This window comes from Kitasatospora sp. NPDC043949 (assembly GCF_056435365.1).
Map to the genome: position 1 here is coordinate 222,470 of NZ_JBWKEQ010000002.1, position 24,511 is coordinate 246,980.

Annotated in this window: 21 protein-coding genes; 5 read left to right on the top strand and 16 right to left on the bottom strand. The window is 73.2% G+C overall.

Annotated elements, in window-relative coordinates; genetic code table 11:
• Nucleotides 1-14: 14 nt before the first annotated feature.
• Nucleotides 15-581 carry a TetR/AcrR family transcriptional regulator gene (locus AC07AL_RS03160; protein WP_363579286.1) on the bottom strand — a complete coding sequence of 189 codons (567 nt, stop codon included), beginning with the start codon at nt 579-581 and terminating at the stop codon, nt 15-17.
• Nucleotides 582-821: 240 nt separating this feature from the next.
• Nucleotides 822-1,841, bottom strand: coding sequence for an LLM class flavin-dependent oxidoreductase (locus AC07AL_RS03165; protein WP_363579288.1), 1,020 nt, complete (start codon nt 1,839-1,841; stop codon nt 822-824).
• Between the two features lie 392 nt (nt 1,842-2,233).
• Here AC07AL_RS03165 and AC07AL_RS03170 point away from each other — a divergent pair, with 392 nt between their 5' ends.
• On the top strand, nt 2,234-3,223 hold the full coding sequence (locus AC07AL_RS03170; protein ID WP_363579290.1) for an aldo/keto reductase: 990 nt from the start codon (nt 2,234-2,236) through the stop codon (nt 3,221-3,223).
• 94 nt (nt 3,224-3,317) lie between these two features.
• On the opposite strand, the gene AC07AL_RS03175 is transcribed toward AC07AL_RS03170, so the two are convergent.
• The 6 genes from AC07AL_RS03175 to AC07AL_RS03200 form a co-directional block, all read right to left on the bottom strand.
• A complete protein-coding gene (locus AC07AL_RS03175; protein WP_363616719.1) occupies nt 3,318-4,391 on the bottom strand; it encodes an LLM class flavin-dependent oxidoreductase in 1,074 nt (357 codons plus the stop codon).
• Nucleotides 4,392-4,394: 3 nt separating this feature from the next.
• Complete coding sequence (locus AC07AL_RS03180; RefSeq protein WP_478316616.1) at nt 4,395-5,300, bottom strand: ABC transporter substrate-binding protein; 906 nt, start codon at nt 5,298-5,300, stop codon at nt 4,395-4,397.
• 63 nt (nt 5,301-5,363) lie between these two features.
• The gene (locus AC07AL_RS03185; RefSeq protein WP_400804990.1) at nt 5,364-6,122 is read right to left on the bottom strand and encodes an ABC transporter ATP-binding protein; all 759 of its coding nucleotides are present in this window, start codon (nt 6,120-6,122) and stop codon (nt 5,364-5,366) included.
• Entirely contained in the window at nt 6,119-6,985 is an 867-nt protein-coding gene (locus AC07AL_RS03190) for an ABC transporter permease (RefSeq protein ID WP_363579298.1), read from the bottom strand. Before AC07AL_RS03190 ends, AC07AL_RS03185 begins: the two co-directional genes overlap by 4 nt.
• The gene (locus AC07AL_RS03195; protein WP_363579300.1) at nt 6,982-8,010 is read right to left on the bottom strand and encodes an NrtA/SsuA/CpmA family ABC transporter substrate-binding protein; all 1,029 of its coding nucleotides are present in this window, start codon (nt 8,008-8,010) and stop codon (nt 6,982-6,984) included. Before AC07AL_RS03195 ends, AC07AL_RS03190 begins: the two co-directional genes overlap by 4 nt.
• A 112-nt stretch (nt 8,011-8,122) precedes the next feature.
• The gene (locus AC07AL_RS03200; RefSeq protein WP_478316619.1) at nt 8,123-9,145 is read right to left on the bottom strand and encodes an ABC transporter substrate-binding protein; all 1,023 of its coding nucleotides are present in this window, start codon (nt 9,143-9,145) and stop codon (nt 8,123-8,125) included.
• Between the two features lie 504 nt (nt 9,146-9,649).
• Here AC07AL_RS03200 and AC07AL_RS03205 point away from each other — a divergent pair.
• Entirely contained in the window at nt 9,650-10,432 is a 783-nt protein-coding gene (locus tag AC07AL_RS03205) for an IclR family transcriptional regulator (protein ID WP_363579304.1), read from the top strand.
• An 81-nt stretch (nt 10,433-10,513) separates the two neighbouring features.
• On the opposite strand, the gene AC07AL_RS03210 is transcribed toward AC07AL_RS03205, so the two are convergent.
• From AC07AL_RS03210 to AC07AL_RS03230, 5 genes are all read right to left on the bottom strand, one after another.
• On the bottom strand, nt 10,514-11,344 hold the full coding sequence (locus AC07AL_RS03210) for a winged helix-turn-helix domain-containing protein (RefSeq protein WP_400804987.1): 831 nt from the start codon (nt 11,342-11,344) through the stop codon (nt 10,514-10,516).
• Nucleotides 11,345-12,231: 887 nt separating this feature from the next.
• The gene (locus AC07AL_RS03215; RefSeq protein WP_350875683.1) at nt 12,232-12,780 is read right to left on the bottom strand and encodes a GTP-binding protein; all 549 of its coding nucleotides are present in this window, start codon (nt 12,778-12,780) and stop codon (nt 12,232-12,234) included.
• Between the two features lie 139 nt (nt 12,781-12,919).
• Nucleotides 12,920-13,459: a DUF742 domain-containing protein gene (locus AC07AL_RS03220; protein ID WP_478316622.1), complete on the bottom strand. Its 540-nt coding sequence runs from the start codon at nt 13,457-13,459 to the stop codon at nt 12,920-12,922.
• 8 nt (nt 13,460-13,467) lie between these two features.
• A complete protein-coding gene (locus AC07AL_RS03225) occupies nt 13,468-13,887 on the bottom strand; it encodes a roadblock/LC7 domain-containing protein (RefSeq protein WP_063349983.1) in 420 nt (139 codons plus the stop codon).
• Nucleotides 13,884-16,763 carry a sensor histidine kinase gene (locus tag AC07AL_RS03230; RefSeq protein ID WP_478316624.1) on the bottom strand — a complete coding sequence of 960 codons (2,880 nt, stop codon included), beginning with the start codon at nt 16,761-16,763 and terminating at the stop codon, nt 13,884-13,886. The genes AC07AL_RS03225 and AC07AL_RS03230 overlap by 4 nt, the downstream gene beginning before the upstream one ends.
• A 548-nt stretch (nt 16,764-17,311) precedes the next feature.
• On the opposite strand from AC07AL_RS03230, the gene AC07AL_RS03235 reads away from it, so the two are divergent.
• Complete coding sequence (locus tag AC07AL_RS03235; RefSeq protein WP_363579309.1) at nt 17,312-19,210, top strand: AMP-dependent synthetase/ligase; 1,899 nt, start codon at nt 17,312-17,314, stop codon at nt 19,208-19,210.
• Nucleotides 19,211-19,468: 258 nt separating this feature from the next.
• Nucleotides 19,469-20,683: a polysaccharide deacetylase family protein gene (locus AC07AL_RS03240; protein ID WP_478316695.1), complete on the top strand. Its 1,215-nt coding sequence runs from the start codon at nt 19,469-19,471 to the stop codon at nt 20,681-20,683.
• An 82-nt stretch (nt 20,684-20,765) separates the two neighbouring features.
• Here AC07AL_RS03240 and AC07AL_RS03245 read toward each other — a convergent pair whose 3' ends face one another.
• Nucleotides 20,766-21,152, bottom strand: coding sequence for a hypothetical protein (locus tag AC07AL_RS03245; protein WP_478316626.1), 387 nt, complete (start codon nt 21,150-21,152; stop codon nt 20,766-20,768).
• A 300-nt stretch (nt 21,153-21,452) separates the two neighbouring features.
• Here AC07AL_RS03245 and AC07AL_RS03250 point away from each other — a divergent pair, with 300 nt between their 5' ends.
• Entirely contained in the window at nt 21,453-22,343 is an 891-nt protein-coding gene (locus tag AC07AL_RS03250) for a nitroreductase/quinone reductase family protein (protein WP_478316628.1), read from the top strand.
• 108 nt (nt 22,344-22,451) lie between these two features.
• On the opposite strand, the gene AC07AL_RS03255 is transcribed toward AC07AL_RS03250, so the two are convergent.
• Nucleotides 22,452-23,249 carry an SGNH/GDSL hydrolase family protein gene (locus AC07AL_RS03255; protein WP_478316630.1) on the bottom strand — a complete coding sequence of 266 codons (798 nt, stop codon included), beginning with the start codon at nt 23,247-23,249 and terminating at the stop codon, nt 22,452-22,454.
• Between the two features lie 485 nt (nt 23,250-23,734).
• Nucleotides 23,735-24,433, bottom strand: coding sequence for a hypothetical protein (locus AC07AL_RS03260; protein ID WP_400804974.1), 699 nt, complete (start codon nt 24,431-24,433; stop codon nt 23,735-23,737).
• Nucleotides 24,434-24,511: the final 78 nt, after the last annotated feature.

A 24,511-nucleotide genomic window follows, 5' to 3' on the forward strand; every position in this document is an offset into this window, starting at 1 on the left:
GTGCGAGGCGCGGGTCAGGCGGTGCGTTGGGCGGCGAGCAGGCCGAGGGCGCCGCGTACGGCCTGATCAAAGGGCTCGGCCCGGCCGGCCGCGCGGGCCAGAACGTAGCCGCCCTGGACGACGGCGACCACGGCAGCGGCGGTGTCGGCCGGGTCGACACCGGGGGCGAGCTCGCCCGCCGCCTGGCCCTCGGCCACCAACTCGGCGATCCGGGCGCGCAGCCAGTCGAAGGTCTCCTCGACGGGGGCGCGCAGTTCGGGGTCGGCGATGACGTCCGGGTCCTGGGCCATCCGGCCGATCCGGCAGCCGCGCAGCACGTCGCGGTCGCGGCGCAGGTAGGCGGCGATGCGGTCGTACGCGCTGCCGGGGGCGGACAGGTCGGCGGCGGCGACTCCCCGCAGCTGCTCGGCACTGCGGCGCAGCGCGGCGGCGGCGAGGTCGGGCTTGCCGGCGAAGTGGTGGTACATGCTGCCCTGGCCGACGCCGGCGTGCTGCTGGATGGCCTTGGGGCTGGTGCCGACGTAGCCACGCTCCCAGAGGAGTGCCTGGGTGCTCTCGATGAGGCGGTCCTGGGTGGTCATGCGAACCACTGTACATACCAGTAGGTACAGAAGGCCAGGGATTGCCCGGCTCGACGCGGACGCGAGGCGGGCCGACGCGGTCCGCGCCGTGGACAAGGCGGGCGGACGGGTACGCGCCGGGGACGACTGAGGGCCGTGCGCCGCCCCCCGGCGGCCACGGCCCCTCGCCCGCTCGTCTCCCCCTCCCCGACCGGCGGCACTCCACCGCGGCCGGTGGCGCGCGTCACGTCGGGCGGGCGCTCACGGAAGCTCGCGCCTGACCACCGGGGCTACCTCCGCCGCGAACAGCTCCAACTGCTCCCGCTGCGCCCCTTCCGTCAGAGCGTCGACTCCGATCCCGACCACCTCGTTGCCGAAGGCCTCGTGATAGCGGTGGATCTTCTCGATCACCTGCTGCGGGCTTCCGACCAGGGCCGAACCGTGCTCCAGCGCGTCCTCCAGCGAGGTGAACGGCGACTTGTTGTGCCGGCCGGCCGCCGAACCGAACATCGCGTCCCAGTACGGACGGAAACCCTCGACCGCGTCCTGCGAGCGCTTGGCGACGTACAGCCCGCCGAAGCTCGCGCCCACCCTGGCCCCCCTCGGATCGCGCCCGTAGTGCGCCCAGCGCTCGCGGTAGTGCTCCACCAGGGAGCGGTACTTGGCCAGCGGGTGGAAGGAGTTGGCGGAGAAGAGCGGATCACCGTAGCGGGCGGCCAGGTCGGTGGACTGGGTGCTGGTCGCGCTGCCGTGCCACACCGGGATCGGGTCCTGCAACGGGCGCGGCACGACGGCCGCGTCCTTGAGCGGCGGGCGGGTCGAACCCTCCCAGGTCACCCTCTCCTCGCGCCAGAGCCGGCGCAACAGGCCGTAGTTCTCGGCGAGCGCGTCCCACTGGCGTTCCTCGGGCAGACCGAACAGGTCGAAGTGCCGCGGGTCGTTGCCCTTGCCGATGATCAACTCGACCCTGCCTCCGGAGAGCTGGTCGAGCAGGGCGTAGTCCTCGGCGACCCGGACCGGATCCAGGATGCTCAGCACCGTCACCGTGGTGAACAGCCGGATGGTGGAGGTGCGGGCCGCTATCGCGCTGAGCAGCACCGGCGGCGCCGGAGAGAGGAACGGTTCACCGTGCCGCTCCCCCACGCCGTAGCCGTCGTAACCGAGTTGCTCGGCCACGACCGCCTGGTCGATGACGTTCCACAGCTTCTCCTGCGGGGTGCGCTGGACGCCGGTCACGGGATCGGGTCCGTTGGCGACGAGGGACGAGACGGTGAACCGCACGGCGGTCTCCTTGGGGGCGCTCGATGGGGCCTCGGCGCGACGCCCTGACCCGAGGCGCGGGCAGGGCTGCCGAGGAGGGGTGGCGGCGGCCCGCGCGGAACGCCCCGGTACGGGCTGCGCTCACGCGGGCGGCACCGGGAGGGGATCGCGGCGGAGCGGCTCTGGGGCGGCGTCAGCGCGAGGTGCGGCGGCGGCGACAACAGCGGGGCACGGCGGTCGCGGGTGCGGTCGCGGGTGCGGTCGCGGTTGGGGTCGCGGGCGCGGTCACAGCCTGGACGGTCATCGTGACTCCCCCTTCGCCTCGCACGCGTACGATCCTCCGCGAGCATAAGCACCGGTCAGAAACGGGGCAAGGGCTTGATCCGCCCGCGGCGACTGGCAAGATGTCCGGCATGAGCTACCTCGCCGCGGATGACCGCTATGCCTCAATGACCTACCGCAAGGCCGGCCGCAGCGGCGTTCAGCTGCCGGCCGTCTCCCTCGGCCTCTGGCACAACTTCGGTGACGCCCAGCCGCTGGAGGTCCAGCGGGCGGTACTGCGCCGCGCCTTCGACCGGGGGATCACCCACTTCGACCTCGCGAACAACTACGGTCCGCCGTACGGCAGCGCCGAACGCAACTTCGGCTACCTGTTCGCCCAGGACTTCCGCCCGTACCGCGACGAGCTGTTCATCGCCAGCAAGGCCGGCTGGGACATGTGGCCCGGCCCGTACGGCAACGGCGGCAGCCGCAAGTACCTGCTGGCCAGCCTGGACCAGTCGCTGGGCCGGATGGGGCTGGACTACGTCGACGTCTTCTACTCCCACCGCTACGACCCGGACACCCCGCTCGAGGAGACGATGGGCGCGCTGGACAGCGCGGTGCGCTCGGGCAAGGCGCTGTACGCGGCGATCTCGAACTACCCGGCGGAGCAGCACCGGGAGGCGGTGGCGATCCTGCGCGAGCTGGGCACGCCGGTGCTGCTGAACCAGTCGGCGTACTCGATCCTCAACCGGTACGTGGAGGAGGGCGTGCTGGACGCGGTGGGCGAGACCCGGACCAGCCTCATCGCTTACTCGCCGCTCGCCCAGGGCCTGCTGACGGATCGCTACCTGTCAGGTGAGGTGCCGGCCGGTTCGCGGATGTCGGTCGGGCGGTTCCTGACCGAGGAGGCACTCAGCGGGCCGAAGCTGGAGCAGCTGCGGGCACTCAACAAGGTCGCCGAGCGGCGCGGGCAGACGCTGGCGCAGCTCGCGCTGTGCTGGGTCCTGCGGGACCCGCGGGTGGTCTCGGTGATCATCGGGGCGAGCAGCGTCGCCCAGCTGGACCAGAACATCGACGCGCTCGCGGGCGGTCCGCTGACCGCGGAGGAGCTGGCGGAGATCGACCGACTCAGCCTCTGAGCGGGGAGGGGGGCGGGCGGGGCTTGCCGGCGGAACGGGCGAACAACTGACAGCTGACAGATTTCATCATCTGTCAGCTGTCAGTTGTCATCTGTCAGCGGCGGATGCCCAAGGCGGGCAGTACCGTTTCTGCAACCCGGTGGGCCTCCTCCAGCAGGGGGTTGCCGGAGAGGATGAAGGTGTCGACGCCCAACGACTCGAACTCCTGCAACCGCTCGACCACCTGGGCAGTCGAGCCGACCACCGCCGTACCGGGGCCGGGGCGGAACAGGCTCATTCCTGGCCAGAGGTTCGGGTAGGCCTCCAGCTCCCGGGCCCGTGCGGGCACCTTGCCGCCGTGCTGGCGGAACTGCCGCTGCCAGCCGACCCCGTCCTCTCCCTTGGCGCCGCCCAGTTGACGGGCGTACGTGGCCTCGCTGGTGACGTCGAGCAGGCGGTCGGCGGCCGCCCAGGCCTCATCCTCGGTGTCGCGGACGATCAGGTGCAGCCGCAGCCCGATCCGCAGGGTCCGGCCGTGGGCGGCGGCCCGCGCCCGGACCAGGTCCAGCTTCTCCTTGAGCAGGTGCGGCGGCTCGCCCCAGGTCAGGTAGACGTCCACGTGCTCGGCCGCCATCTCGATGCCGGCCGCCGAACTGCCGCCGAACCAGAGCGGGATGCCGCCGGGCTGGACCGGCGCCAGCTCCCTCAGGCTCGCGCCCGCGTTCTTCAGATCGTAGAACTCGCCCTTGTGGTCGAAGACTTCGCCGGCGGTCAGGCGCTTGACGATCGACCAGTACTCGGCGCTGAGCCGGTAGCGGTCGTCGTGCTCGACGTCCAGTCCGTACTCGCGCAGTTGCGCGGTCGAGCCGTTGACCACGTTGAACCGCAGTCGGCCGCCGTGCATCCGGTCGAAGCTGAGCGCCATCTTGGCCAGCAGGGTGGGCGAGACCAGCCCCGGGTGGACGGCCAGCAGCGGCTTGAACGCCGGGGTGGTGGCGGCCGCGAGCGCGCTGCCGAGCGTCCACACATCGTAGAGGTCGGTCGCGAGCAGGGCGCCGGTGTAGCCCAACCGCTCGACGCTTCCCGCCAGTTGCTGCAAGTAGCGGAGATCCACCGGGCGGCGTCCGGCTGGCTCCCACGGGTAGTGGCCCTCGCGCGGGATGATGTACCAGAGGACTTCGGAGGCCATGGTTCAGACCGCCTTGGCGAGCGCGGCGGCCACCGGGGCCTCCAGCTCGGGCAGATGGGCGTCGGCGACGGTCAGCGCCCGGTCGATGAACCCGACCCCGTGGAAGATGTCCGCGGCCTCCTGCTGCTCGGCGATGAACCCGGCGGTGGCGGGCTCCAGTTGCCACGGCAGTGCGGCCAGCGCCGCCTGCCAGTCGACGGCCGAGCCGCCCAGCTGCTCCGCCGCGATCGCAGCCGCCTCGGCCGGGTGGGCGGCCACCCAGGCGTCGGCCCGGCGCAGCGCGGCGGCGATCGCGGCGACCACCTCGGGGCGCTCGGTCGCGAAGTCCCGGCGGGTGAAGAACACCGAGCGGTCGGTGATGACGTCGCCGGTGCGGATCAGCTCCCGGAAGCCCCCGCTCCGGCGGGCGGCGGCCAGTTCGGCGCCCTGGGCGATCCACCCCGCGATCTCGCCGTCGCGCAGCCGCTGGGCCTGGTCCTCGCCGGCCGCCGGGCGCACCGGGGTGACGTCCTCGGCGTACGAAAGTCCCTGCGCGTGCAGGGCCTTGGCGAGCAGATGGGTCTGCCAGGATCCGATGCCCAGCACGACGGTGCCGCCCTTGAGGTCCGCCACCGCCTGGACCGGGCCGCCGTCCAGCACCAGCAGAGCGCCGTGGTCGGGCCGGGGTGCGGAGACCGCCGCGTACACCAGGTCGTGGCCGGCCGCCTGGGCGGTGACCGGCGGGGTCGAGCCCGTCCCGCCGAAGTCGATGGTGCCGTCGGCGAGCAGCGCACCGGTGCGGGTGCCGTCGGCGTAGTGGTGGAAGGCGCCGGTCTCGCCGAGCGGGGCCAGTTCCTCGTCCAGGTAGGGCAGTCGGGCGAGGTAGTAGAGCGAGGGGTTGCTGGCGTGGACGCCGAGGGTCACGGTCATCTGTTCAACTCCGGTGGTGCGGGCTGGCGTTATCGAGGACGGTTCGGTGGGGCCGATTACGGGTCAGTGGACGCCGAGGTCGGCCAGCAGTCGGCGGCGCAGGTCGGCGAAGGCCGGGTCTGCGGGGTCGCGGGGGTGGTCGACGGCGACCGGCTCGTCGCGCACGAGCAGGCCGTCGCGCAGGACGGCGACGCGGTCGGCGAGCCGGACGGCCTCCTCCACGTCGTGGGTGACCAGCAGCACGGCGGGGCGGTGGCGGCGGACGAGGTCACCGACCAGGTCCTGCATGCGCAGTCGGGTGAGCGCGTCCAGTGCGGCGAACGGCTCGTCGAGCAGCAGCAGTTGGGGTTCGCGGACGAGGGCCCTGGCGAGGGCGACGCGCTGCGCCTCGCCGCCCGAGAGGGTGGCCGGCCAGGCGTCGGCGTGCTTGTCGAGGCCGACCTCGGCGAGCGCCTTGAGTCCGGTCTCCCGGGTGGCGGCGCCGCGCGGCAGGCCGACCGTGACGTTGGCCAACACCCGCTTGGACGGCACGAGTCGGGGCTCCTGGAAGACCACCGTTCGCACCGGCGGGACGAGTACGGTGCCCTCGTCGGCCCGGTCGAGCGCGCCGAGGATGCGCAGCAGGGTGGTCTTGCCGGTGCCGCTGGCGCCCAGCAGCGCGACGAACTCGCCCCGGGCGATGGAGAGATCGACGCCGTCGAGGACGGCCCGGGTGCCGAACACCCGTCGCAGGCCCCGCAGGTGGACGGCCGGAGCCGCGGTCGCGGGCGCGGAGGTCGCAGGCGCGGAGGTGGCGGAGGTCGTGGAGGTAGCGGTGCTCATCGGGCTGCCCCCTGGACGGCCTGGCGCCACGGCATCAGGAGGCGTTCCAGGACCCGGACGACCGCGTCGGCGGTGAGGCCGAGCAACCCGTAGATCAGGATGCAGACGGCGAGGATGTCGGTGCGCGAGTAGTTCTGCGCCTGGGCCATCAAGTATCCGATCCCCTCGGTGGAGTTGATCTCCTCGGCGGCGATCAGGGCGATCACGCTGAGCGTCATCGACAGCCGCAGGCCGGACAGCAGGGCGGGCAGCGCGCCGGGCAGGACGACGGTGCGCACGATGGCCCAGCGGCCGAGCCCGAAGCTGCGCATCGCCTCGACCAGCTTGCGGTCGGTGTTGCGGACGCCGCCGGAAGCGGACACGTACATCGGGAAGCTGGTGGCGACGCCGATCAGGGCGACCTTCGCGGTCTCGGTGATGCCGAACCACACCATGAACAGCGGGACCAGCGCCAGGAACGGGACGGTGCGCAGCACCTGGATCGCGGAGTCGAGCAGTTCCTCGCCGAGCCGGGTGAAGCCGGTGACCACGCCGAGCACCAGACCGGTGGTCGCGCCGAAGAACAGGCCGAGGCCGGCCCGGGTGAGGGAGACCCCGAGGGCATCGGCGAGCTGGCCGTTGCCCCACAACTCGCCGACGGCTTCGGCGACCTGGGCGGGTGAGGCGAGGACGTCCTGGGTGAGGGCGCCGGTGGCGGAGGCGAGCGCCCAGCCGCCGAGCAGGGCGAGCGGGCCCAGGGTGCGCAGGATCACGGCGAGGGCGCGCGGGCGGGGTCGCTGCCGCCTGGTGTGCGGGGTGACGAGTCCGGCGTCGAGGGCGGTTCGGGTCTCGTCGGTGGCGCGTTCGGGGGCGGCGGTGGTCACTTGGCACCGTCCCCGAGCTTGTTGATGTCGATCAGGTACGGCTTGACGTCCACGAGTTGCTTGGTGACCTTCTGGTCGGCGAAGAACCGGGCGACGGTGCCGAAGCGGGCGGTGTCGGCGTCGGAGATGGCCTCCGCGGCGGCGCCCTGCCCGCTGACGTTCACCGCGATGTCCTTCTCGGCGGGGGTGACGGCGGTCGGGCCGGAGTCGGTGAAGACGTTGAGGTAGGCGGCCGGGTCCGCCTTCTCCTTGAGGCCGTTCTCGCGCAGGTAGGTGTAGAAGGTCTTGACCACCTCGGGGTGCTTGTCGGCGAAGCCGTTGCGGACGGCCCAGACGGCGTAGTTGTCGGAGCCGACCTCCTTGCCGTTGGCCAGGAAGTGCGCCCCGGCGTTGGCGATGGTGGGCGTGGAGAAGGTGTTCCAGGTCGCCCAGGCGTCCACCTGGCCGGAGTTGAAGACGCCTGCCGTCTGGTCGGCGCGCAGGTAGACCCGTTCGACCTTGTCGGCCGGGACGCCGTTCTTCTCCAGCGCCTTGAGCAGCAGGTACTCACTGGTGCCGCCCTGGGAGACGGCGACCTTGCGGCCGACCAGGTCCTGGACGGACTTGATGGGCGAGTCGTTCTTCACCAGGATCCCTTCGCCGACGCCGTCGGGCGCGGTCTGGGCGAACAGCTTGAAGCCGGGCTTCTGGGCGAGCGCGGCGACGGCCGAGGTGATCGAGCCCTGGGCGACGTCCAGTTGGTCGGCGGACAGGGCCTGTGCGGCCGGGGCGAACGGGCCCGCGCTGCCGGTCCAGGCGACCTTCGCGTGGACGGCGGCCAGAGCCTTGTCCAGCGAGCCGTCCTTCTTGCCGCGGGCGAGGAACCCGTTGTTTCCGGGGTCGGGCAGGCGGAGCACCACGTCGGCCTTGCCGCCGGCCCCGCCGTCGGCGGAGGCCTTGGCCCCGTCGGCGGACGAGCCGCAGGCGGCCAGTGCGGTGGAGGCGAGCAGCGCGGTGGCGGCGAGGGCGAAGCGGGGGGTCTTCACGGGGTCTCCAAACGAAGGACAGCTAACAAGTGACAACTTTCGAAATCTGTTATCTGAAATCTGTCTGCTGAAATCTGTTAGTTGTGATCTGTCAGCCGGCGGTCGACGGCGCTCAGCCGCCCACCGCGGCGCGGCGCCGTTCACGCAGCAGCTCGCGGGCGGCGCGCAGTGGTTCCGGGTCGGCCCAGCCGGGGATGTCGACCGGGGCGGCGAGGAATCCCCGCTCCCCGAGGAATCGTTCCTGCTGCGCCAGCAGCTCCAGGCGCTCCGCCGAGAGGTCCAGGTGCAGGGTGCGGTGGCTACCCGGCGCGTACGCCCCGGCCACGCCCTCGACGCCCGCGCCGGTCTCGGCCCGCAGGATCCGCACCACCTCCGCCGGGTGCTCGGCCGCCCAGTCGGCGGCCTCCAGCAGAACGGCGAGGAAGCGGGCGACCAGCTCCGGCTGCTCGTCCAGCAGTTGCTGGTGGACGGTGACCGGCCGGGGCGTCCCGTTGTTGACCCGGGCCCGGCGGTCCGGCACCGCGTCCAGCTCCACGGCCACCTCCGCCCCGACCCGGCGGGCCGCCTCGACGGCGAGCGCCCCCTTCACGTACACGGCGTCCACCACCCCGTCCCGCAGCGCGGCCAGCTCGCCGGCCCACTGCCCGCCGCCGGGCAGGCCCGGGACGTCGACCAGCTCGGCATCGTCCAGCGTGAGCCCGGCGAGGCCGAGGGCGCCACGGAAGCCGGCCAGGGCCATCGCCCGCCAGAAGTCGATGCCGATGTCATGATGTGGGACCGCCAGCCGCAACCCGCGCAGGTCGCCGGGGCCGGTGATGCCGCTGCCGGCCCGGACCAGGACCACCTGGCGCTCCTCGATCCAGGTGAGGCCGACCAGCCGGGTCCGCTCGCCGTGCGAACGGGCCCACAGCGCCGGGACGTTGCCGCCCTCGCGGAACAGTCCGGTGAGCGCGTGGGTGTAGTGGTGGTCTGCGGCCACCTCCGGCGGGGCGTCCTGGAGCGAGCGGACGGCGATACCGTCGGCTGCGAACTCGCGGGCGAGCCAACCCTGGTCGGCGGCGATCCCGGTGGCGGTGGGCACCGGGCAGCGGGTGAACCAGAGGGTGTCGGGGGCACTGGGGGAAGGGCTGGGCACGGGGTGTGGTCCTCTGCGGAGGGGGCGGGTTCGGCGGGCGCCGGAAGGCTACGGGTCTGGGCACGCCGCGCGGGTCACGGGGCCCACGGCGTCGGGGAGTTGCACGAGATGGCGAGGCGGGCGGGTCGGGCGAGACGGGCGTGTCGGGCGAGACAGGCGAGGCCGTGAGTCGCGCGAGGCGGGGAACGCCGGACGGTGCGGCGCGAGGGGAGCGTCAGCGACAACACGCGCAGGAGGCGGGGCACCGGTGGATCGTCACGGCGTCGCTCCTTCCTGCGGGTCGGGGTTGCGGGTGGTGCGCCGGGCGGCCGGCGTCCGGCGCGATGTGAGGAGCGTTCCACGACGATCGAGCCGGAGGCAAGGTTTTGCCACATGGTGGGATCACTTGTTCATCAACGCCATTCCATTGCAACGTCGTCGACACAATCCCGCAGCACTCGCTGCCCTACGCTGAGACTCCTCCCGGTGATCCAGCCGGATTCCCGAACCGAAACGCGAGGTGCCATGGCCGAGGCCGCCACCGCCGTCCAGGGCCCGCCGGCCGGTGCGCAGGCCGTCCAGCGTGCGCTGGGGCTGCTGCACTGCTTCCACGACAACGGCCCCGACCTGAGCGCCTCCGACCTGGCCCGCCGGATGGACCTCTCGGTCTCCACCGCGCACCGGCTGGCCCGGACGCTGGTGAGCGCCGGCTTCCTGGAGCAGGACGAGCAGACCGCGCGCTACCGGCTCGGCCCGGCGGTCGCCGAACTCGGCCAACTCACCTTCCACCAGCGCGGACTGCACCTGGCCGCACCCGAGTTGGACAGGCTGTCCCGACGCACCGGTGCGACCGCGGACCTCGCGATCCGCAGCGGTCCGCACGCGGTCATCCTGGTGGGGGCCTCCGTCCGCCCGGACACCGGCCTCGGGCTGCGCCGGCCACTGCACTCCACGGCGCTCGGCAAGGTGCTGCTGGCCTGGCCGCGCCCGGGTGAGCCGGCGGTGTCGGCGCTCGGCCCGCTGCCGTCGTTCACCGACCGGACGATCACCGAACCGGCGCTGCTCGACGAGGAGTTGGCGAAGGTCCGGAGCTCCGGGTACGCACTCAACGACGGCGAGTCGGCTGCCGGGGTGCGGACGGTGGCCGTGCCCGTCCTGGACGGCACCGGGCAGGCCCGGTTCGCGCTGGCCGTCCGCTCGACCCCGGCGCACCTGACCGACGACCGCCTGGACTGGTTCCTGGGCCACGCCCGCACCTGCGCCGACGCACTCGCCGTCCTGCTGCTGCCGCCCGACCAGCGCGCCTGACGTCACGTCACAATGCCGCAGCGGGCTGCCCGTTCCACGAGGTCACGGGCAACCCGCCGCGGCAGGAGGTTCAGTGGCCGATCAGCCGGCCGGGGTGTACTTGTAGCCGACCCGACGGACCGTCACGATCGTGTCGCGGTAGACCGGTCCGAGCTTGCGGCGCAACCGGGCGACGTGCACGTCGACCGTGCGGCCGTCGCCGACGTGGCCGTAACCCCAGACCGCCGAGACCAGGTGGTCCCGGGTGTGCACCCGCTGCGGGTGCTCGGTGAGGTGGGCGAGCAGCTCGAACTCCAGGTAGGTGAGGTCGAGCAGCCGCCCGTCGACGTAGGCGTTGCGCCGCTCCGCATCGACGGCGATACCGCGCCCGGCCGGTCGGACCGGACGGACACCGCCCTGTGCGGGCACACTCACGGGCGCACCGGCGTGCGCACCGACGTGCTGCGCAGCCGAGGGCCCGCCGAGGGACGCACCGGGAACCGCCGCCACCGGGCTGTCGGCCGGCACGAGCACCAGGTACCCGACCATCGGGTTCCCGGTACCGGCGCCGAACTGTGTGCCGTACTGGGCGAGCAGACCCTGCGGCAGCGCGCCCTGCGGCAGGGCGGCGACGACGGTCGCGCCCTCGGGCAGCGCGGCGAGCAGGGCAGCCGGCGCGGCCGGGAGGACCGCGCCCGGCTGGGGTGCGACGCCCGCGCCCGCCGGACGGGACGGGGCCGCATGGGAGGACCGGACCGCTCCCCCGGGCCATCGCTCGGCGGCCGGCGAGCCGTGCGACAGCGGGGAGGCGGAGGAGCCCGGCGCGCCGGAGAGGCCGGACCCGGCCGGGAGGACGCCGGGGACGGAACGGACCGCGCGCAGGTGCGGGGTCGGGGAAGGCAGGGGCAGGGTGGCCGTGGATGAAGAAGACATGGTGTGCCGCTCATTTCGCGCGTGACGGACGGGGTGGAGTCGTCTGCGCGTCGACCGGGCGTACTGCCGGGCTGATCCGAAATCAGCCTGCGGAGGGCCGGGACGCGCTGGGCGAGCCCGGACACGTCTGATCGAACAGGTGCGGCTGCCGGGACGGCCAGAACGGCTCAAGGTCGAGGTGACCCTGGTGGCTGTCCCCGGCGCGGTTCGCGCGCCCGTTCCACCGCCTGGCCGGTCCACCGTCGCACAGCGCGGAGGCCGCCCCGGTCGAGCGGGGACGGCCGGCGATGCCGGGGGCGGGGCTGGTGCAGGCGATGTTCACTGGTGGTCTCTCCGCGAGGCGGGTCCGGATCGGCGGTCGCGGGCACGCCGGATGGGGCGGGTCCGCTACGGCCTGGTCGACGGGATTGGCGGTGCGTCAGACGGCGGCCGGGTGGGCCGGGATCGTCGGGGACGTACCGGGAAGGGGCCGGCCGGTCACCGACAACAGGCGCTGCAGATCAGCGCCTGGTCGATGTAGCGGCGGACGGTGAGCACCGGCGTGACGGGGGCGGGATCGGTCGTGGCACGTTGCTGGCCGACGGTCATCCTGCTGCCCTCCCCCTTGCTCTGCACAATGGCGCGTCGTCGTCGATGCGCGCCTTCGTGAACGGAACGTTTCCGGCCCTCCCGACGGCATGGCCGGGCGGCTTTCGTGCCCAGAGCCTTCCACGCCGGGCCGGTCTAGGCAACCTTCGGCACACCGAACGTCCGGGATGCGGACAACCGAATGAGACGTCGGGTGGCTCGGAGGCTCTGTGAAGCCTCTGTGCGGGTGCAGTGCCGAACCGGGGGCGCGGTGTCGTCAGACCGGGTCGCGGCGGCGCCAGGACCGGGGTGCGGCGGCGTCAGGTCCGGGCCGGGGCGCGGTGGCGACGGGCGGCGGCGTGCTCGACGAGCGCGACCAGGAGTTCCTTCCCGTCCTCCCGCAGGCGTGCGTCACACAGCAGCACGGGAATGTCCGGGTCGAGGTCGAGCGCGTCGCGGACCTCGTCCGGGGAGAACCGCTCGGTGCCGTCGAAGCAGTTCACCGCGACCACGAACGGGATGCCGCGCTGCTCGAAGAAGTCGACCGAGGGGAAGCAGTCGGCCAGCCGCCGGGTGTCCGCGAGCACCAGTGCGCCGAGCGCGCCGCGGGCCAACTCGTCCCAGACGAACCAGAACCGGTCCTGCCCGGGCGTGCCGAACAGGTACAGCGCGAGTCCGGGCCGCAGGTCGATCCGGCCGAAGTCCATCGCCACGGTGGTGGTGCGCTTCGCCTCCACGCCCGAGGTGTCGTCCACCGGGCGGCCCAGCTCGCTGAGCTCCTCCTCGGTGCGCAGCGGTCGGATCTCGCTCACCGAGCCGACCAGCGTGGTCTTGCCCGCGCCGAAGCCGCCCGCGACGAGGATCTTCACCGCGACGGCCGGGCCGCCGCGCCAGCGCGGGTCGTTGGCGCGACCGCCGGAGCCGTGGCCGACGGGGGTGCCGGGAGTGCCGGGAGTGCCGGGAGTGCCGCCACCAGAGGTACCGCCGGCGGCGGCGCGGCCGTCGTGGTCAGAGCGCACGGAGTCCATTGATCACGTCTCGCAGCAGGCGCTCGTCCGGCAGCTCGGCGAGCGGAACGGGTCGGGTGACGCTGATCAGCTCGGCGTCGTAGAGGTCGCCGAGCAGCACCCGGACGACGCTGACCGGCAGGTCGGTGTAGGAGCCGAGTTCGGCGACGGACAGCGGCTCGCGGCGGCACCAGGCCAGGAGGGTCTGGTGCTCCGGGTCGAGGACGTGCGCCGGCACGGCCCCCGCGTTCGGCCCGGGCTCGGCGGCGGTGATCAGCGAGATCAGGTCGAACAGGCCGTCCTCGACCGGCCGGGTGCGGCCGCGGGTCATCGAGTAGAGCCGCACGACCGGGCCGGCCTCGTCGTCGAACCAGCGGTCGTCGGCAGGGGCACGCGGGTGGAGCAGGTCGGACTCGGCCCCGTCCTGGCCCATCTGCTCCGCCACCTCCCCTGCCGTACCTGCCGTCCCGGCCGACGCGGCCGAGCCGCCCGAGCCGCCCGGCTCGGGCCACCCCGCCGCCTCAGCCTTCGGATCCGCCATCGGACCACTCATCTCCCCGGCGGCGCGGCTTCGGTGCGCGGCTCGGCGGCCAGGTGCTCGCCGACCCGCTTGACCAGCAGCGCCATCTCGTAGGCGATCTGGCCGATGTCGGCCTCGGCCTCGCTCAGCACGGCCAGGCAGCTGCCGTCACCGGCCGCCGTGATGAACAGGAACGCCTCGTCCAGTTCCACCATCGTCTGGCGGACCCCGCCGACCTTGAAGTGCCCGCCGGCGCCCTTGGCCAGGCTGTGGAACCCGGCCGCGACGGCCGCCAGGTGCTCGGCGTCCTCGCGGTCGAGGTCGCGGGAGGCGCCGGTGGCCAGGCCGTCGCTGGAGAGGATCACGGCGTGCCGCAGGGCCGCGACGCGCCCCACCAGGTCGTCCAGGAGCCAGTTGAGGTCCCCGGACGGCTGCGTCGAAGTGGTCATGAATCAGTTCCTTCCGATGGAGCGGGTGGTGCAGGTGGTGCTGTTGGTACAGGTGCTGCCGATGGTGCAGGTGTTGCCCATGGTTCAGGTGTTGCCCTTGATGCAGGTGGCACGGGTCGTGCCGTGGGTGCGGGCGCCGGGTTCCGCCGGACGGGCGGACCGGGCGGCACCCGACGGGCGAGCGGCGCCCGGGCACCGTCCGACGGCGCGGACAGCGCCGCCGGGGCGGGTGCCGGACTGATCGCCCGCCGGGCGGGGTCCGGCGGCTGCCAGACGGGTACGGCGGCGGGTCGGGCACTCGCCGGGGCCGACCCGGACGTGGCGGCACCGCGCCCCCGGGTGAAGCCGCGCTGGAACGAGGCGAAGGTGGCCCGCGCCTCCTCGGGCGAGCGCTCACGCGCCCGCTCGGCCTCCTGGGCCTCCCGGGCCCGGCGGGCGGCGAGCGCGGCCTCGTCCTCGGGCCCGTGGTCGGTCCGGTCCCGGAGGCGCTCCTTCAGCTGTTCCTTGAGCTGCGGCGCGAGGTTCGCCTGCCGGACCCGCCGGGGCAGCCCGCCCTCGGTCCGCGGGCCTGCGACCAACGGCGGGTCCGCGGGCCCGTCGAGGACGGGAGCGGCCGTGGTCGGCTCGTCCCGACGGTGGCGCCCCGTCGCCGCACCGTCCTCGGTGTCCCTGGGCGGCGCGGGCACCAGCACCGGCCCGCCCTTGGTCCGCGAGGCCCGTCGCGGCAGCCCGCCCGGCGTCCGGGCAGGCTCGGACGTGGACGGCCGGGGACCGCCGCTGCCCCGGTGCCGCTCGTCCTCCCCCGCAACGGAACCGGCCCCGGACCCGGCACCGGCAGCGGCCCGAGCCGAGCCCTCCGCCGTACCGCCACCGCCACCGCCACCGCCACCACCGAGCGCGGGCACGGCGATCAGGTCGCGCTGTCCGCGCCGGACCGGGGCGGAGCGCTGTCCGGTGGGCGGCGGCTCGGGCAGGCCGTCCGGCGCCTCGGCGAGCAGTTCGCGCGGGATCAGCACGACCGCCGTCGTCCCGCCGTACGGGGACGGGCGCAGGTGGACCCGGATGCCGTGCCGCCGGGCCAGCCGGCTGACCACGAACAGGCCCAGCCGGTCGGTGTCGGCGAGGTCGAACTCCTGCTCCACAGCGAGGCGTTCGTTGATGTCGGCGAGGAGTTGATCGCTCAGCCCGAGCCCGCGGTCGTCGATCTCCAGCGCGAATCCGTGTGGCACCACCTCACCCTGGACGGTGACTTGGGTGATCGGCGGGGAGAACACCGCGGCGTTCTCGACGAGTTCGGCGATCAGGTGGGTGACGTCCGCGACGGCGCTGCCCAGCAGGCCGGTGCCGGGGAACGGCCGGACGATCACCCGGGCGTAGTCCTCGACCTCGCCGACCGCCGCGCGGACCACGTCCACCATCCGGACCGGCTTGCGCCAGGCGCGCCCGGGCGAGCCGCCGGCGAGGATGATCAGGCCCTCGGCGTGCCGCCGCATGCGCGTGGTGAGGTGGTCGACCTTGAAGAGGTCGGCCAGCTCGGTCGGGTTCTCGGTGCGGCGCTCCATGGTGTCGAGCAGGGTGAGCTGGCGGTGCAGCAGCACCTGACTGCGCCGGGCCAGGTTGACGAACACCGCCGAGACGCCGCGCCGCAGTTCGGCCTGTTCGACCGCCGCCTCGACGGCGGCCCGCTGGACGGCGTTGAAGGCCTGGCCGACCTGGCCTATCTCGGCGGCCCCGAAGCGTAGTTCGGGCGCCTCGGCCGCGACGTCCACCGCCTCGCCCCGGCGCAGCCGCAGCATGACGGAGGGCAGCCGGGCGCCGGCCAGTTCGTTGGCCGCGTTGCGCAGTCCGATCAGTTCGCGGGCGAGGCCGCGCCCGATCCGGAAGGAGATCAGCACCGACAGGACGACCGCGACCAGGCCGATCGCGCCGGCGATGCCGCCCCGCCAGAGCATCCCGATCGCGGCGGACCGTTCGCGCTCGCCGATCCCGTTGGCGATCCGGGTGTTGATCGAGGTGAGGTCGCCGAGCGCCCGGTCGGCGGTCTCCCGCCAGGAGTCGCCGTTGATCGCCTGGGCGACCCGCTCGGGGCCGCCGGCGCCGACGAAGTCCGCTTCGGCGCGGGCCAGCGCGGCCCAGGCCTCGCCACCGCGCAGGGCGATGTAGTCGGACTGGTCGGCGGGTTCGAGTTCGGCGATGTAGACGGTGAACAGGGCCTGCTGGTTGTGCAGGGCGTCCAGGGCGATCTGGTACTGCTCGGCGGTGGGCTTGGCGGCGCCGCCGCGTAGGCCCTCCATCGCCGCGTCCTCCTGCGCCAGGTACTCGCGGGCGCGCACCAGCTCGATCAGGATGGTTCCCTGGCGCGGGAGTTGGCCGGTCTGCCGGGCGACGTAGGCGGACCGGAAGCCGAACACCGGCTTGACCAGGTCGCTGTACTGCCCCAGCGCGAACTCCCAGTTGAGCGCGGAGCGGCCGACCTGCGCGCGCAGCGGTCCGATCTGGTCGGCGGCGGCGATGATCTGCAGGAAGCGGCCACGCTGGGAGCTGGAGAGCTTGCCGCCCGCGTGATCCTTCTTCTGCCGCAGGACGTCGAGGCTACGATCGGTGGCGGCCTTGGCGTGTTCGTAGGCGTCCGTGGCGACCTGCGAGTTCGGGACGGCCAGTCGCTGGACGGCCGCGCGGCGCTCGTTCTGCAGATCGTCGGCGTACTGGTCGACCGGGGTCCCGAACTCCTTGTACGTACGGCTGATCTCCAGCTGGCCCCAGACGTCTCCGGTGGTGGCGAAGGTCGCGTACACCCACAGCGCGGTGAGCGCGACGATGGGCACCAGGAGCAGCGCGATGATCTTCGCGCGGATCGAGCTGCTGCGCAGACGCATGGAGTCCTCGGTCGGGAAGTGCCAGGCGCGGACGGGGAGCGGTTCGGAGGAGCCGCGGGGCTCGGCCGGAAAAGGCTTGGGAAAGGGCTTCGGAAAGGACTTCGGGTGCGGGCTTCGGAGATCGGCTTCGGGGCTGGTCGGCGTGGATGGTGCGTCGTCGGATCGGGCCTGGCCGGGAGGCCCCCGGTCGCAGGTCTGCGAGAGCCTACTACGCCCTGACCACTCGTTCGAGGGTCGAACCAGTCCACTTCCCCGGCTTGCCCCGCACACGTCAGGATCGGGTCCCGGTCACTGCGGGCTCGCGTCCGGATCATCCGCCGCCGCCCGGTTTGCCCGATCACCGAACGCACGCGGTTCCTCCCCGGCGGCGACACCTTCCGCAGGGACCGGTGCCGATCTCGTCGCGTCACGGTCACAACCCTGGGCAGTGACAGGCCGATCCGATAGTTTCGCTCCACCTGCGCGGCCCGGCACCGCCGCCACGGCCTCCGGCGCCGACACCGGTTCCGGCGCGGGCAGTGCCGCCGCGAGACGCCAACGGGGGGAATGTGCGCGAGTTCACCACCCCCGCCGTGGCCGGGCCCGAGGCCACCGGAGGACTCGCCGACTCGCTGTACGACACCGCCGAACGCACACCGGACCTGGTGCAGCTGGCCCGCCGCGTCGGCCCGCCGGGCCCCGCTGACTCCGCCGGACCCGGCGGCCCCGCCGAGCACCGGGACGGGCACCGGTTCGGGCACCGGGGCGAGTGGCGGGGCGTCACCGCGCGGGAGTTCCGCGACGAGGTGCTCGCCCTCGCCAAGGGCCTGCTCACCCGGGGCGTGCGCTACGGCGACCGGGTCGCCCTGATGTCCCGCACCCGCTACGAGTGGACGCTGTTCGACTACGCGCTCTGGTCGATCGGCGCGATCACCGTCCCGGTCTACCCCACCGCGGCGGCCGAGCAGGTGCGCTGGATCCTCGCCGAGACCCAGGCGGTGGCCTGCCTGGTCGAGGACGAGGACGCCGCGATGACGGTCGGCGCGGTCTGCGACGCGCTGCCCGACCTCACCGGCATCTGGCAGCTGGACCGCGACTGCGTCGCCGCGATCACCGAGGACGGCCGTGACGTGCCCGACTCGCTCGTCCACCGCCAGCGGCTCGGCGTCACGGCCGGGAACGTCGCCACCGTCGTCTACACCTCGGGCACCACCGGCCGCCCCAAGGGCTGCCTGATCACCCACGCCAACCTGGCCGCCGAGGCCGACGCGCTGCTCGGCGGCTGGCGGGAGGCCTTCCACGACACCGGCGGCGGACAGCCGTCCACCCTGCTGTTCCTGCCGCTGGCACACGTCTACGGGCGGGCCGTGCAGGTCGCGGCGATCCGCGGCGGCTTCCGGATCGGACACGTCCCCGAGGTCTCCACCGACGCCCTGCTGCCCGCGATGGAGTCCTTCCGGCCGACCTTCCTGCACGTCGTCCCGTACGTCTTCGAGAAGATCTTCCAGCAGGCCCGGCGGGCCGCCGAGGACGCCGGGCGCGGCGAACTCTTCGAACAGGCCCGGCAGGTGGCCGTCGACTGGGCCGCCGCCCGGGAGCAGAAGGCGTTCGGGCGCGGACCCGGGCCCAGCCCCAAGCTGCGGCTGCGCCACCTCGCCTACGAGCGGACCGTCTACCAACGGCTGCGGGCCGTACTCGGCGGCCGGGTGCGCAGCGTGATGTGCGGCGGCTCCGCGCTGCGCCGCGAACTCGGCCTCTTCTTCACCGGCGCCGGCCTGCACCTGTACGAGGGCTACGGGCTGACCGAGACGTCCGCCGCGATCACCGCCAACCCGATCGGGCGGCAGAAGCTGGGCACGGTCGGGCATCCGCTGCCGGGCTCGTCGGTGGCCCTCGCCGACGACGGCGAGGTCTGGGTGCGCGGCGGCTCGGTCTTCGGCGGCTACCTCAACCACCCGCAGTGCACGGCGGAGTCCCTGATCGACGGCTGGTTCGGGACGGGCGACCTGGGCCGGCTGGACGAGGACGGCTACCTGACCATCACCGGCCGCAAGAAGGACCTGATCGTCACCAGCAGCGGCAAGAACCTGGCCCCGTCGGCGCTGGAGGAGCGGGTGGCCGCGCATCCGCTGGTCTCCCAGTGCCTGGTGGTGGGCGACGACCGCCCGTACGTGGCCGCGCTGATCACGCTCGACCCGGCGGCGCTGGCGCACTGGTTGAAGACGCACGGGCTGGAGCAGCTGGACCCGTGGGCGGTGCTCGCGGACGAGCAGTTGCACACCGAGGTCCAGCGCGCGGTGGCGGCGGCGAACACGGCGGTGTCGCGGGCCGAGTCGATCCGCGCGTTCCGGCTGCTGCCCCGCGAGTTCAGCCAGGACCAGGGGCTGCTGACGCCCTCCCTGAAGCTGCGCCGGGCGGCGATCGCCGAGTACTACGCCGATGACATCGCGGAGTTGTACGTCCCCTGACGGATCGTCTTGTCCCTTTTGCGGCGGGTGCGGTGGGCTTCGGTTCACCGGCCGTTCCCTTGACGGGCCGATTGGTCCAGTCCATTGTTTCTCCTCGGTCCGAGTGCGGCGCACCATCCGCTCCCGCCCCTCCGGGAGCACCCAGGTCCCGCGAGCCCGGTTCCAGGGGCCCGACCCAAGGCCCCGGTTCCAGGGTTCCGATTCCGCCACGCCCTCCCCACGGGCGTGTCCCCCACATGCAGGAGTCCTCTCGTGTCGATGTCCACGCGCCCGTCCGCGCGCCTGTCCACGCGCCAGTCCGCGCGCCAGTCCACGCGCCAGTTCACGCGCCTGTCCGCGCTGGCCGCCTCCGTCGCGCTGCTCACCGCCTTCGCCGCCCCGGCGGCCTCCGCCACCCCCGGGCCCGCCCCGGCCGGCGCCCCGAGCGGTCCGAGCACCCCGAGCGGCCCGACCGTCAACCTGGCCACCAACCCCGGCTTCGAACTGCCCGTCCCCGACCTCTCCGACTGGGGCGCCGTCCCCGGCTGGAAGTGCACCGGCGGCCCGGCCGAGGCCGCCGTCACCACCACCGCCGCGCACTCCGGCGCCTCCGCACTCACCGTCACGCCGGCCACCGCCGACTCCACCGGCGAGTGCGCGCAGACCGTGGCCGTCCAGCCCAACACCACCTACACCGCCTCGGCCTGGGTCCGCGGCGCCTTCGTCTACCTGGGCGCCACCGGCACCGGCAGGGACGTCGCCCCGGCCTGGACCGAGACCACCGGCGGCGGCTGGCAGCAGCTCACCACCCGGTTCACCACCGGCCCGAACGCGCACAGCGTCCGGCTCTACGTCCACGGCTGGTACCAGCAGGGCCCGTTCTCGGTCGACGACGTCCGGGTGGACGGCCCCGCGCCCGCCCCGGCCGTGGCCGCCGGATCCGCGCCCACCAGCGACAAGGTCGTCTTCTTCACTGTCGACGACGGCTGGCAGCGCACCCCCGAGGCGGAGAAGTTCATCGCCGACCACCGGCTACCGATCACCGCCTTCCCGCTGCCGATGCCGGCCGGCACCGACCCCGACTTCTTCCGACGCGTCACGGCCGTGCCCGGCTCCTCCCTCCAGGACCACAGCGTCTCCCACTCCGACCTCAGCAAACTGCCACTGGAGCAGCAGCAGATCGAGATCTGCGACGCCCGCGACGCCATGACCCGCCAGTTCGGCACCACGCCGGTGGCCTTCCGCCCGCCGTACTTCGCCTGGAACGCCGACACCCTCCAGGCCGCCGCCAACTGCGGCATCCGCACCGTGCTCACCGCCGACGCGGACTTCAGCTGGGGCGCGTCCAACATCTGGCACCCGGGCCTGTTGCAGCCGGGCGACGTCGTCCTGATGCACTGGACCGACACCCTCGCCGCCGACCTCCAGCGCGCCCTCGCCGCCGCTGACGCGGCCGGGCTCAAGCCGGCCGGCCTGGTCGACTACCTGCACTGACGCGTCGCCGTCGGTGGGCTCCCCAGGGAGCCCACCGACGGGGGCAGCCACTCACCGGGCTCCCGTCCACCGGCGGCCGGGATCAGCCGAAGACGTGCGCCATCCAACCGCGCAGGCGCTCGTCGAAGTCGGCGGCGCCGGTGAAGTCGTTGGCCGGGATCACTCCGCCCTCGGCGCCTTCCTGCTCCTCCCAGCCGGCGGCGAGGTACTCGACGTCGGCCCAGCCGCCCCGGAACAGCACCACGTGCAGCTCGCCGCCGGACAGCGGGTCCACGACCTGGACGCCGACGGAGTCCGGGTCCGCGACGCGGGCGCGGTCCGTCTCCAGCGGCTGCGGCCACGGGGCCAGGGCGTCGCGCCAGGTGAGCGCGCCGACCGTCAGGCCGGCGGCCCGCCAGCGTACGGCCCGGGCGGCGATCCGCTCGGCGGCGTGGTCGAGGTCGACGATGCGCTCCACGACGGCGTTCACTCCCCTTTCGTCGACGATCCCGGTCAGGGAACTTTCGTCGGCGATCTTGCTCGTTGACAGGGCGTCCGCGGCGTGGCTCTAATGGGGGCGTGCAGCGTGGCGCCGGCCACAGAGTAGTGGGCCGGCCGGCCGCCGGGCGAGCACCTTTTATCCGAGGGACGATGCGCGATGAGCACTTTCTCCGCTGCCCTGATCTGACGTAGGCGGTCACCGCGGTGTCCGCGTGCGCGCCCATGCACCGCGTGTGGCCGTGACTCCCAATCCCTGTAGGAGACTTCACCCACACTCATGTCCACACCCATGTCCACGAACCATGTCAACCAGTTCAACCAGAGCGTCATCGAGGAGTTCCGCGCCAACGGCGGGCGGGTGGGCGGCCCGTTCGAGGGCGGCGACCTGCTGCTGCTCACCACGGCCGGGGCCGGCTCGGGCAAGCCGCACACCGTGCCGCTCGGATACGTCCGGGCCGAGGGGCTGCTCCTGGTCGTCGCCTCCGCCGCCGGGGCGCCGGACCACCCGCAGTGGTACCGCAACCTGCTCGCCCGACCGGTGGTCCGGGTCGAACTCGGCTCCGAGGCGTTCGACGTGATCGCCGTACCCGCCGAAGGCGCCCGACGGGAGCGGCTGTTCGCGGCTGTCGTCCGGCAGGCGCCCGGGTACGGCGACTACCAGGCGAACACCGACCGGGAACTACCGGTGGTCGTCCTGGAGCGGCCCGAGACACCCGCGCGCGAGGTGCGCAGCCTCGCCGACAAGCTGTTGGAGGCGCACACCTGGCTGCGTGCGCAGCTGCGCCACGTCCGGGAGGAGGCGCACTCGCACGTCGCGGGCCGACCGGCCGGCCTCGGGCTCCAGCTGCGCCAGCGCTGCCTCGCCTTCTGCGAGGGGCTGACGCACCACCACGCCGGCGAGGACGCCGCGATCTTCCCCGCGCTCGCGCGCAACCACCCGGAACTGGCCGGGGTGCTGGAACAGCTGGGCGAACAGCACCTGGTGATCGGGCGGATCAGGGAGGAGCTGGTGGCGCTGCTGGCCGGGATCGAGGTCACCGAACCGGACCGGCTCCGGGCCGAGTTGGACCGGATGTCGGCCGAGCTGGAGGCGCACCTCGACTACGAGGAAGCGGAACTGCTGCCGACGCTCGCCGGGGTCCCGTTCCCGCCGCTGCGGCCCGGTCCGGCCCGGGACTGAGACGCACGAATACCGTCGGCCCCTCTCCCCGCGCTCGGGGAGAGGGGTCGACGGCCCGTGTGCCGGTTCGGCGGCGCCCTGAAGCGACGGCCTACCGGCGCGAAGCCGTTACGACTGGGTGAAGACCGGGAGGTAGCCACCGGACTGGCCGGCGGCCTTCGGGTGGTAGCTCTCGTCGACCGGCAGGGTGGCGCTGTTCAGCCAGGTGGTCTGCGAGCCGCAGATCTCGTGCTCGGTGAAGATGCCGCGCACGTCGCCGAAGCTGAAGCCGGCGTTGGCGACCCGCTTGGCGATGACCTCGTCCAGCGTGTCGGCGGCGCCGTTGATCGCGGCGCGCTTGGTGTCACTGATGCCGAGGATGCAGCTGCCGCCGATCTTGTAGAGGTGCGGGTAACCCAGCACCACCACGTGGGCGTTCGGCGCCTTGGCGTGGATCGTCGAGTACACCTTGTCCAGCTGGGCGGGCAGGGTGTTGCGGGCGTAGTTCTGGGCCGTGCTGACGGCGCTGAGGCAGGTGCTGTCCGACTCCAGCACGCAGGTCTTCATGGTGTCGGCGAAGCCGGCGTCGTTGCCGCCGACCGACAGGCTGACCAGCGTGGTGCTGGAGCTCAGCGCGGAGATCTGGTTGCTGAGGACGTCTCCGGTTCTGGCGCCGGAACACGCGACGAACGAGAAGGACGACGGCGAGTGCGCGTTCTTCCACAGGTACGGGTAGGCGTTGGTGCTTCGCTTGCAGTTGCCGCTGTCGCTCAGGTAGCTGCCGGCACCGACACCGGCGGAGTAGGAGTCCCCGAGAGCGACGTAGTTGACGCTCGCCGCATTCGCGGATGACGCGGTGAACAACGTGGTCAGAGTGAGCAGAGCCGCTATCGCGGCAACGGACATGGCGCGAGCTGGACGGAGCATGGCACCTCCTGGTGTGGTATGGGTCACAGAAGTGATACCAGGCAGTAGGTGAACCGGGAAGCGCTCATGCCAAGGACATTGACGGGCTGTCCGACAACGCAGAAGTGAACCACCGTCCACAGGGCGTGAGTTGGCGCTGGTCAGCGCCGGTGTACGCCGACCGGCGTCGGTCATCGCGCGTAGACAGTGGTCGGTGAAAAAGTCAGCGAGTGGTCAGTTGGTAGTCAGGGCACGGCCAGGACACCGTTACGGCCCGGCCACCGCCGGGCCACCCGCCGTACGACGCGTCGCGGGGTGCCGGGGCTCGCCATGGCACAGCGCGCCGAGAACCGGCGCGAACCGGCGCGACACGACCCGACCCCGCACGAACCGACCCCGGGCGCAAGGGCGTCAGCGCACGCGGACTCCGACGCACGCGACTCCGGCTCGAAACCCTGACCACGGATCAGACGGACGGCGCCGGCACCCGGCAGCCCCTCCTCGGGCTACGCGAGGCCCGGGTGAGGCTCGCTCGGGCACACCGCATCCGGGTGGACGGCATCCGAGTAACCGGCGTCCGAGCACACCGCATCCGGATAGACGGCGCCGGGGAAGACCACGCAGCCCTCCACCGGCAGCTCCTCGATCGCCTCGTTCGCGGCGACCGGCACGCCGAGCCGGCGGGCGGCGGTGGCGACCGCCACCCGGGCCTGGCGCAGCCCGGGCGCGCCCCAGCCGAGCAGCTCGACGGCGAGTCCGGGCGCGACCAGCAGCCGCCGGTAGTGCCGGCCGGAGGCCGGGTCGGCCGCGCTCGGGCCGACCGCGCGCAGCGCCGCCGCCATCCGGACCCGCGCGCACTCGTGCCCGCCGTTGGCCGAGCCGACCCGGTCGTAGAGGTAACCGAGGTAGTACGGTCGGCCGATCACGGCCTGGGCCTCCTCGGCCGCCTCCCGAGCCAGCGCGGAGGCCGGATCCCCGGCGTCCTCCGGCTCCAGCGATCCGCCGGGGAGCGAGCAGATCCCGTCCCTGGGGTTGACCAGGGTCAGCACCCGCCCGTCGGGAGCGAACAGCCACCCCCAGGACTGCTTCACCGGCAGCCCCTCGGGCACCTGCTCGCCCGGCCGCCACGGCCACCCCGCCGTGGGACGCCGGCGCACCCTGCCGAGCAGCTCGGCGATCTCCGCGCTGTACTCGATCCGGCTCATGCGTCCCCCTCTCGCTGTCGGGCTCGCCGGACCGGCAGTGCGCGGGACGGACCTGCGGAGCACGGTACGGAGCGGAGC

Excerpts from the sequence above, each read along its gene's own strand:
- AC07AL_RS03160 (WP_363579286.1), bottom strand. The coding sequence starts at position 581 with ATGACCACCCAGGACCGCCTCATCGAGAGCACCCAGGCACTCCTCTGG.
- AC07AL_RS03170 (WP_363579290.1), top strand. The coding sequence starts at position 2,234 with ATGAGCTACCTCGCCGCGGATGACCGCTATGCCTCAATGACCTACCGC.
- AC07AL_RS03175 (WP_363616719.1), bottom strand. The coding sequence starts at position 4,391 with ATGGCCTCCGAAGTCCTCTGGTACATCATCCCGCGCGAGGGCCACTAC.
- AC07AL_RS03180 (WP_478316616.1), bottom strand. The coding sequence starts at position 5,300 with ATGACCGTGACCCTCGGCGTCCACGCCAGCAACCCCTCGCTCTACTAC.
- AC07AL_RS03185 (WP_400804990.1), bottom strand. The coding sequence starts at position 6,122 with ATGAGCACCGCTACCTCCACGACCTCCGCCACCTCCGCGCCTGCGACC.
- AC07AL_RS03205 (WP_363579304.1), top strand. The coding sequence starts at position 9,650 with ATGGCCGAGGCCGCCACCGCCGTCCAGGGCCCGCCGGCCGGTGCGCAG.
- AC07AL_RS03210 (WP_400804987.1), bottom strand. The coding sequence starts at position 11,344 with ATGTCTTCTTCATCCACGGCCACCCTGCCCCTGCCTTCCCCGACCCCG.
- AC07AL_RS03220 (WP_478316622.1), bottom strand. The coding sequence starts at position 13,459 with ATGGCGGATCCGAAGGCTGAGGCGGCGGGGTGGCCCGAGCCGGGCGGC.
- AC07AL_RS03225 (WP_063349983.1), bottom strand. The coding sequence starts at position 13,887 with ATGACCACTTCGACGCAGCCGTCCGGGGACCTCAACTGGCTCCTGGAC.
- AC07AL_RS03230 (WP_478316624.1), bottom strand. The coding sequence starts at position 16,763 with ATGCGTCTGCGCAGCAGCTCGATCCGCGCGAAGATCATCGCGCTGCTC.
- AC07AL_RS03240 (WP_478316695.1), top strand. The coding sequence starts at position 19,469 with ATGTCCACGCGCCCGTCCGCGCGCCTGTCCACGCGCCAGTCCGCGCGC.
- AC07AL_RS03250 (WP_478316628.1), top strand. The coding sequence starts at position 21,453 with ATGTCCACGAACCATGTCAACCAGTTCAACCAGAGCGTCATCGAGGAG.
- AC07AL_RS03255 (WP_478316630.1), bottom strand. The coding sequence starts at position 23,249 with ATGCTCCGTCCAGCTCGCGCCATGTCCGTTGCCGCGATAGCGGCTCTG.
- AC07AL_RS03260 (WP_400804974.1), bottom strand. The coding sequence starts at position 24,433 with ATGAGCCGGATCGAGTACAGCGCGGAGATCGCCGAGCTGCTCGGCAGG.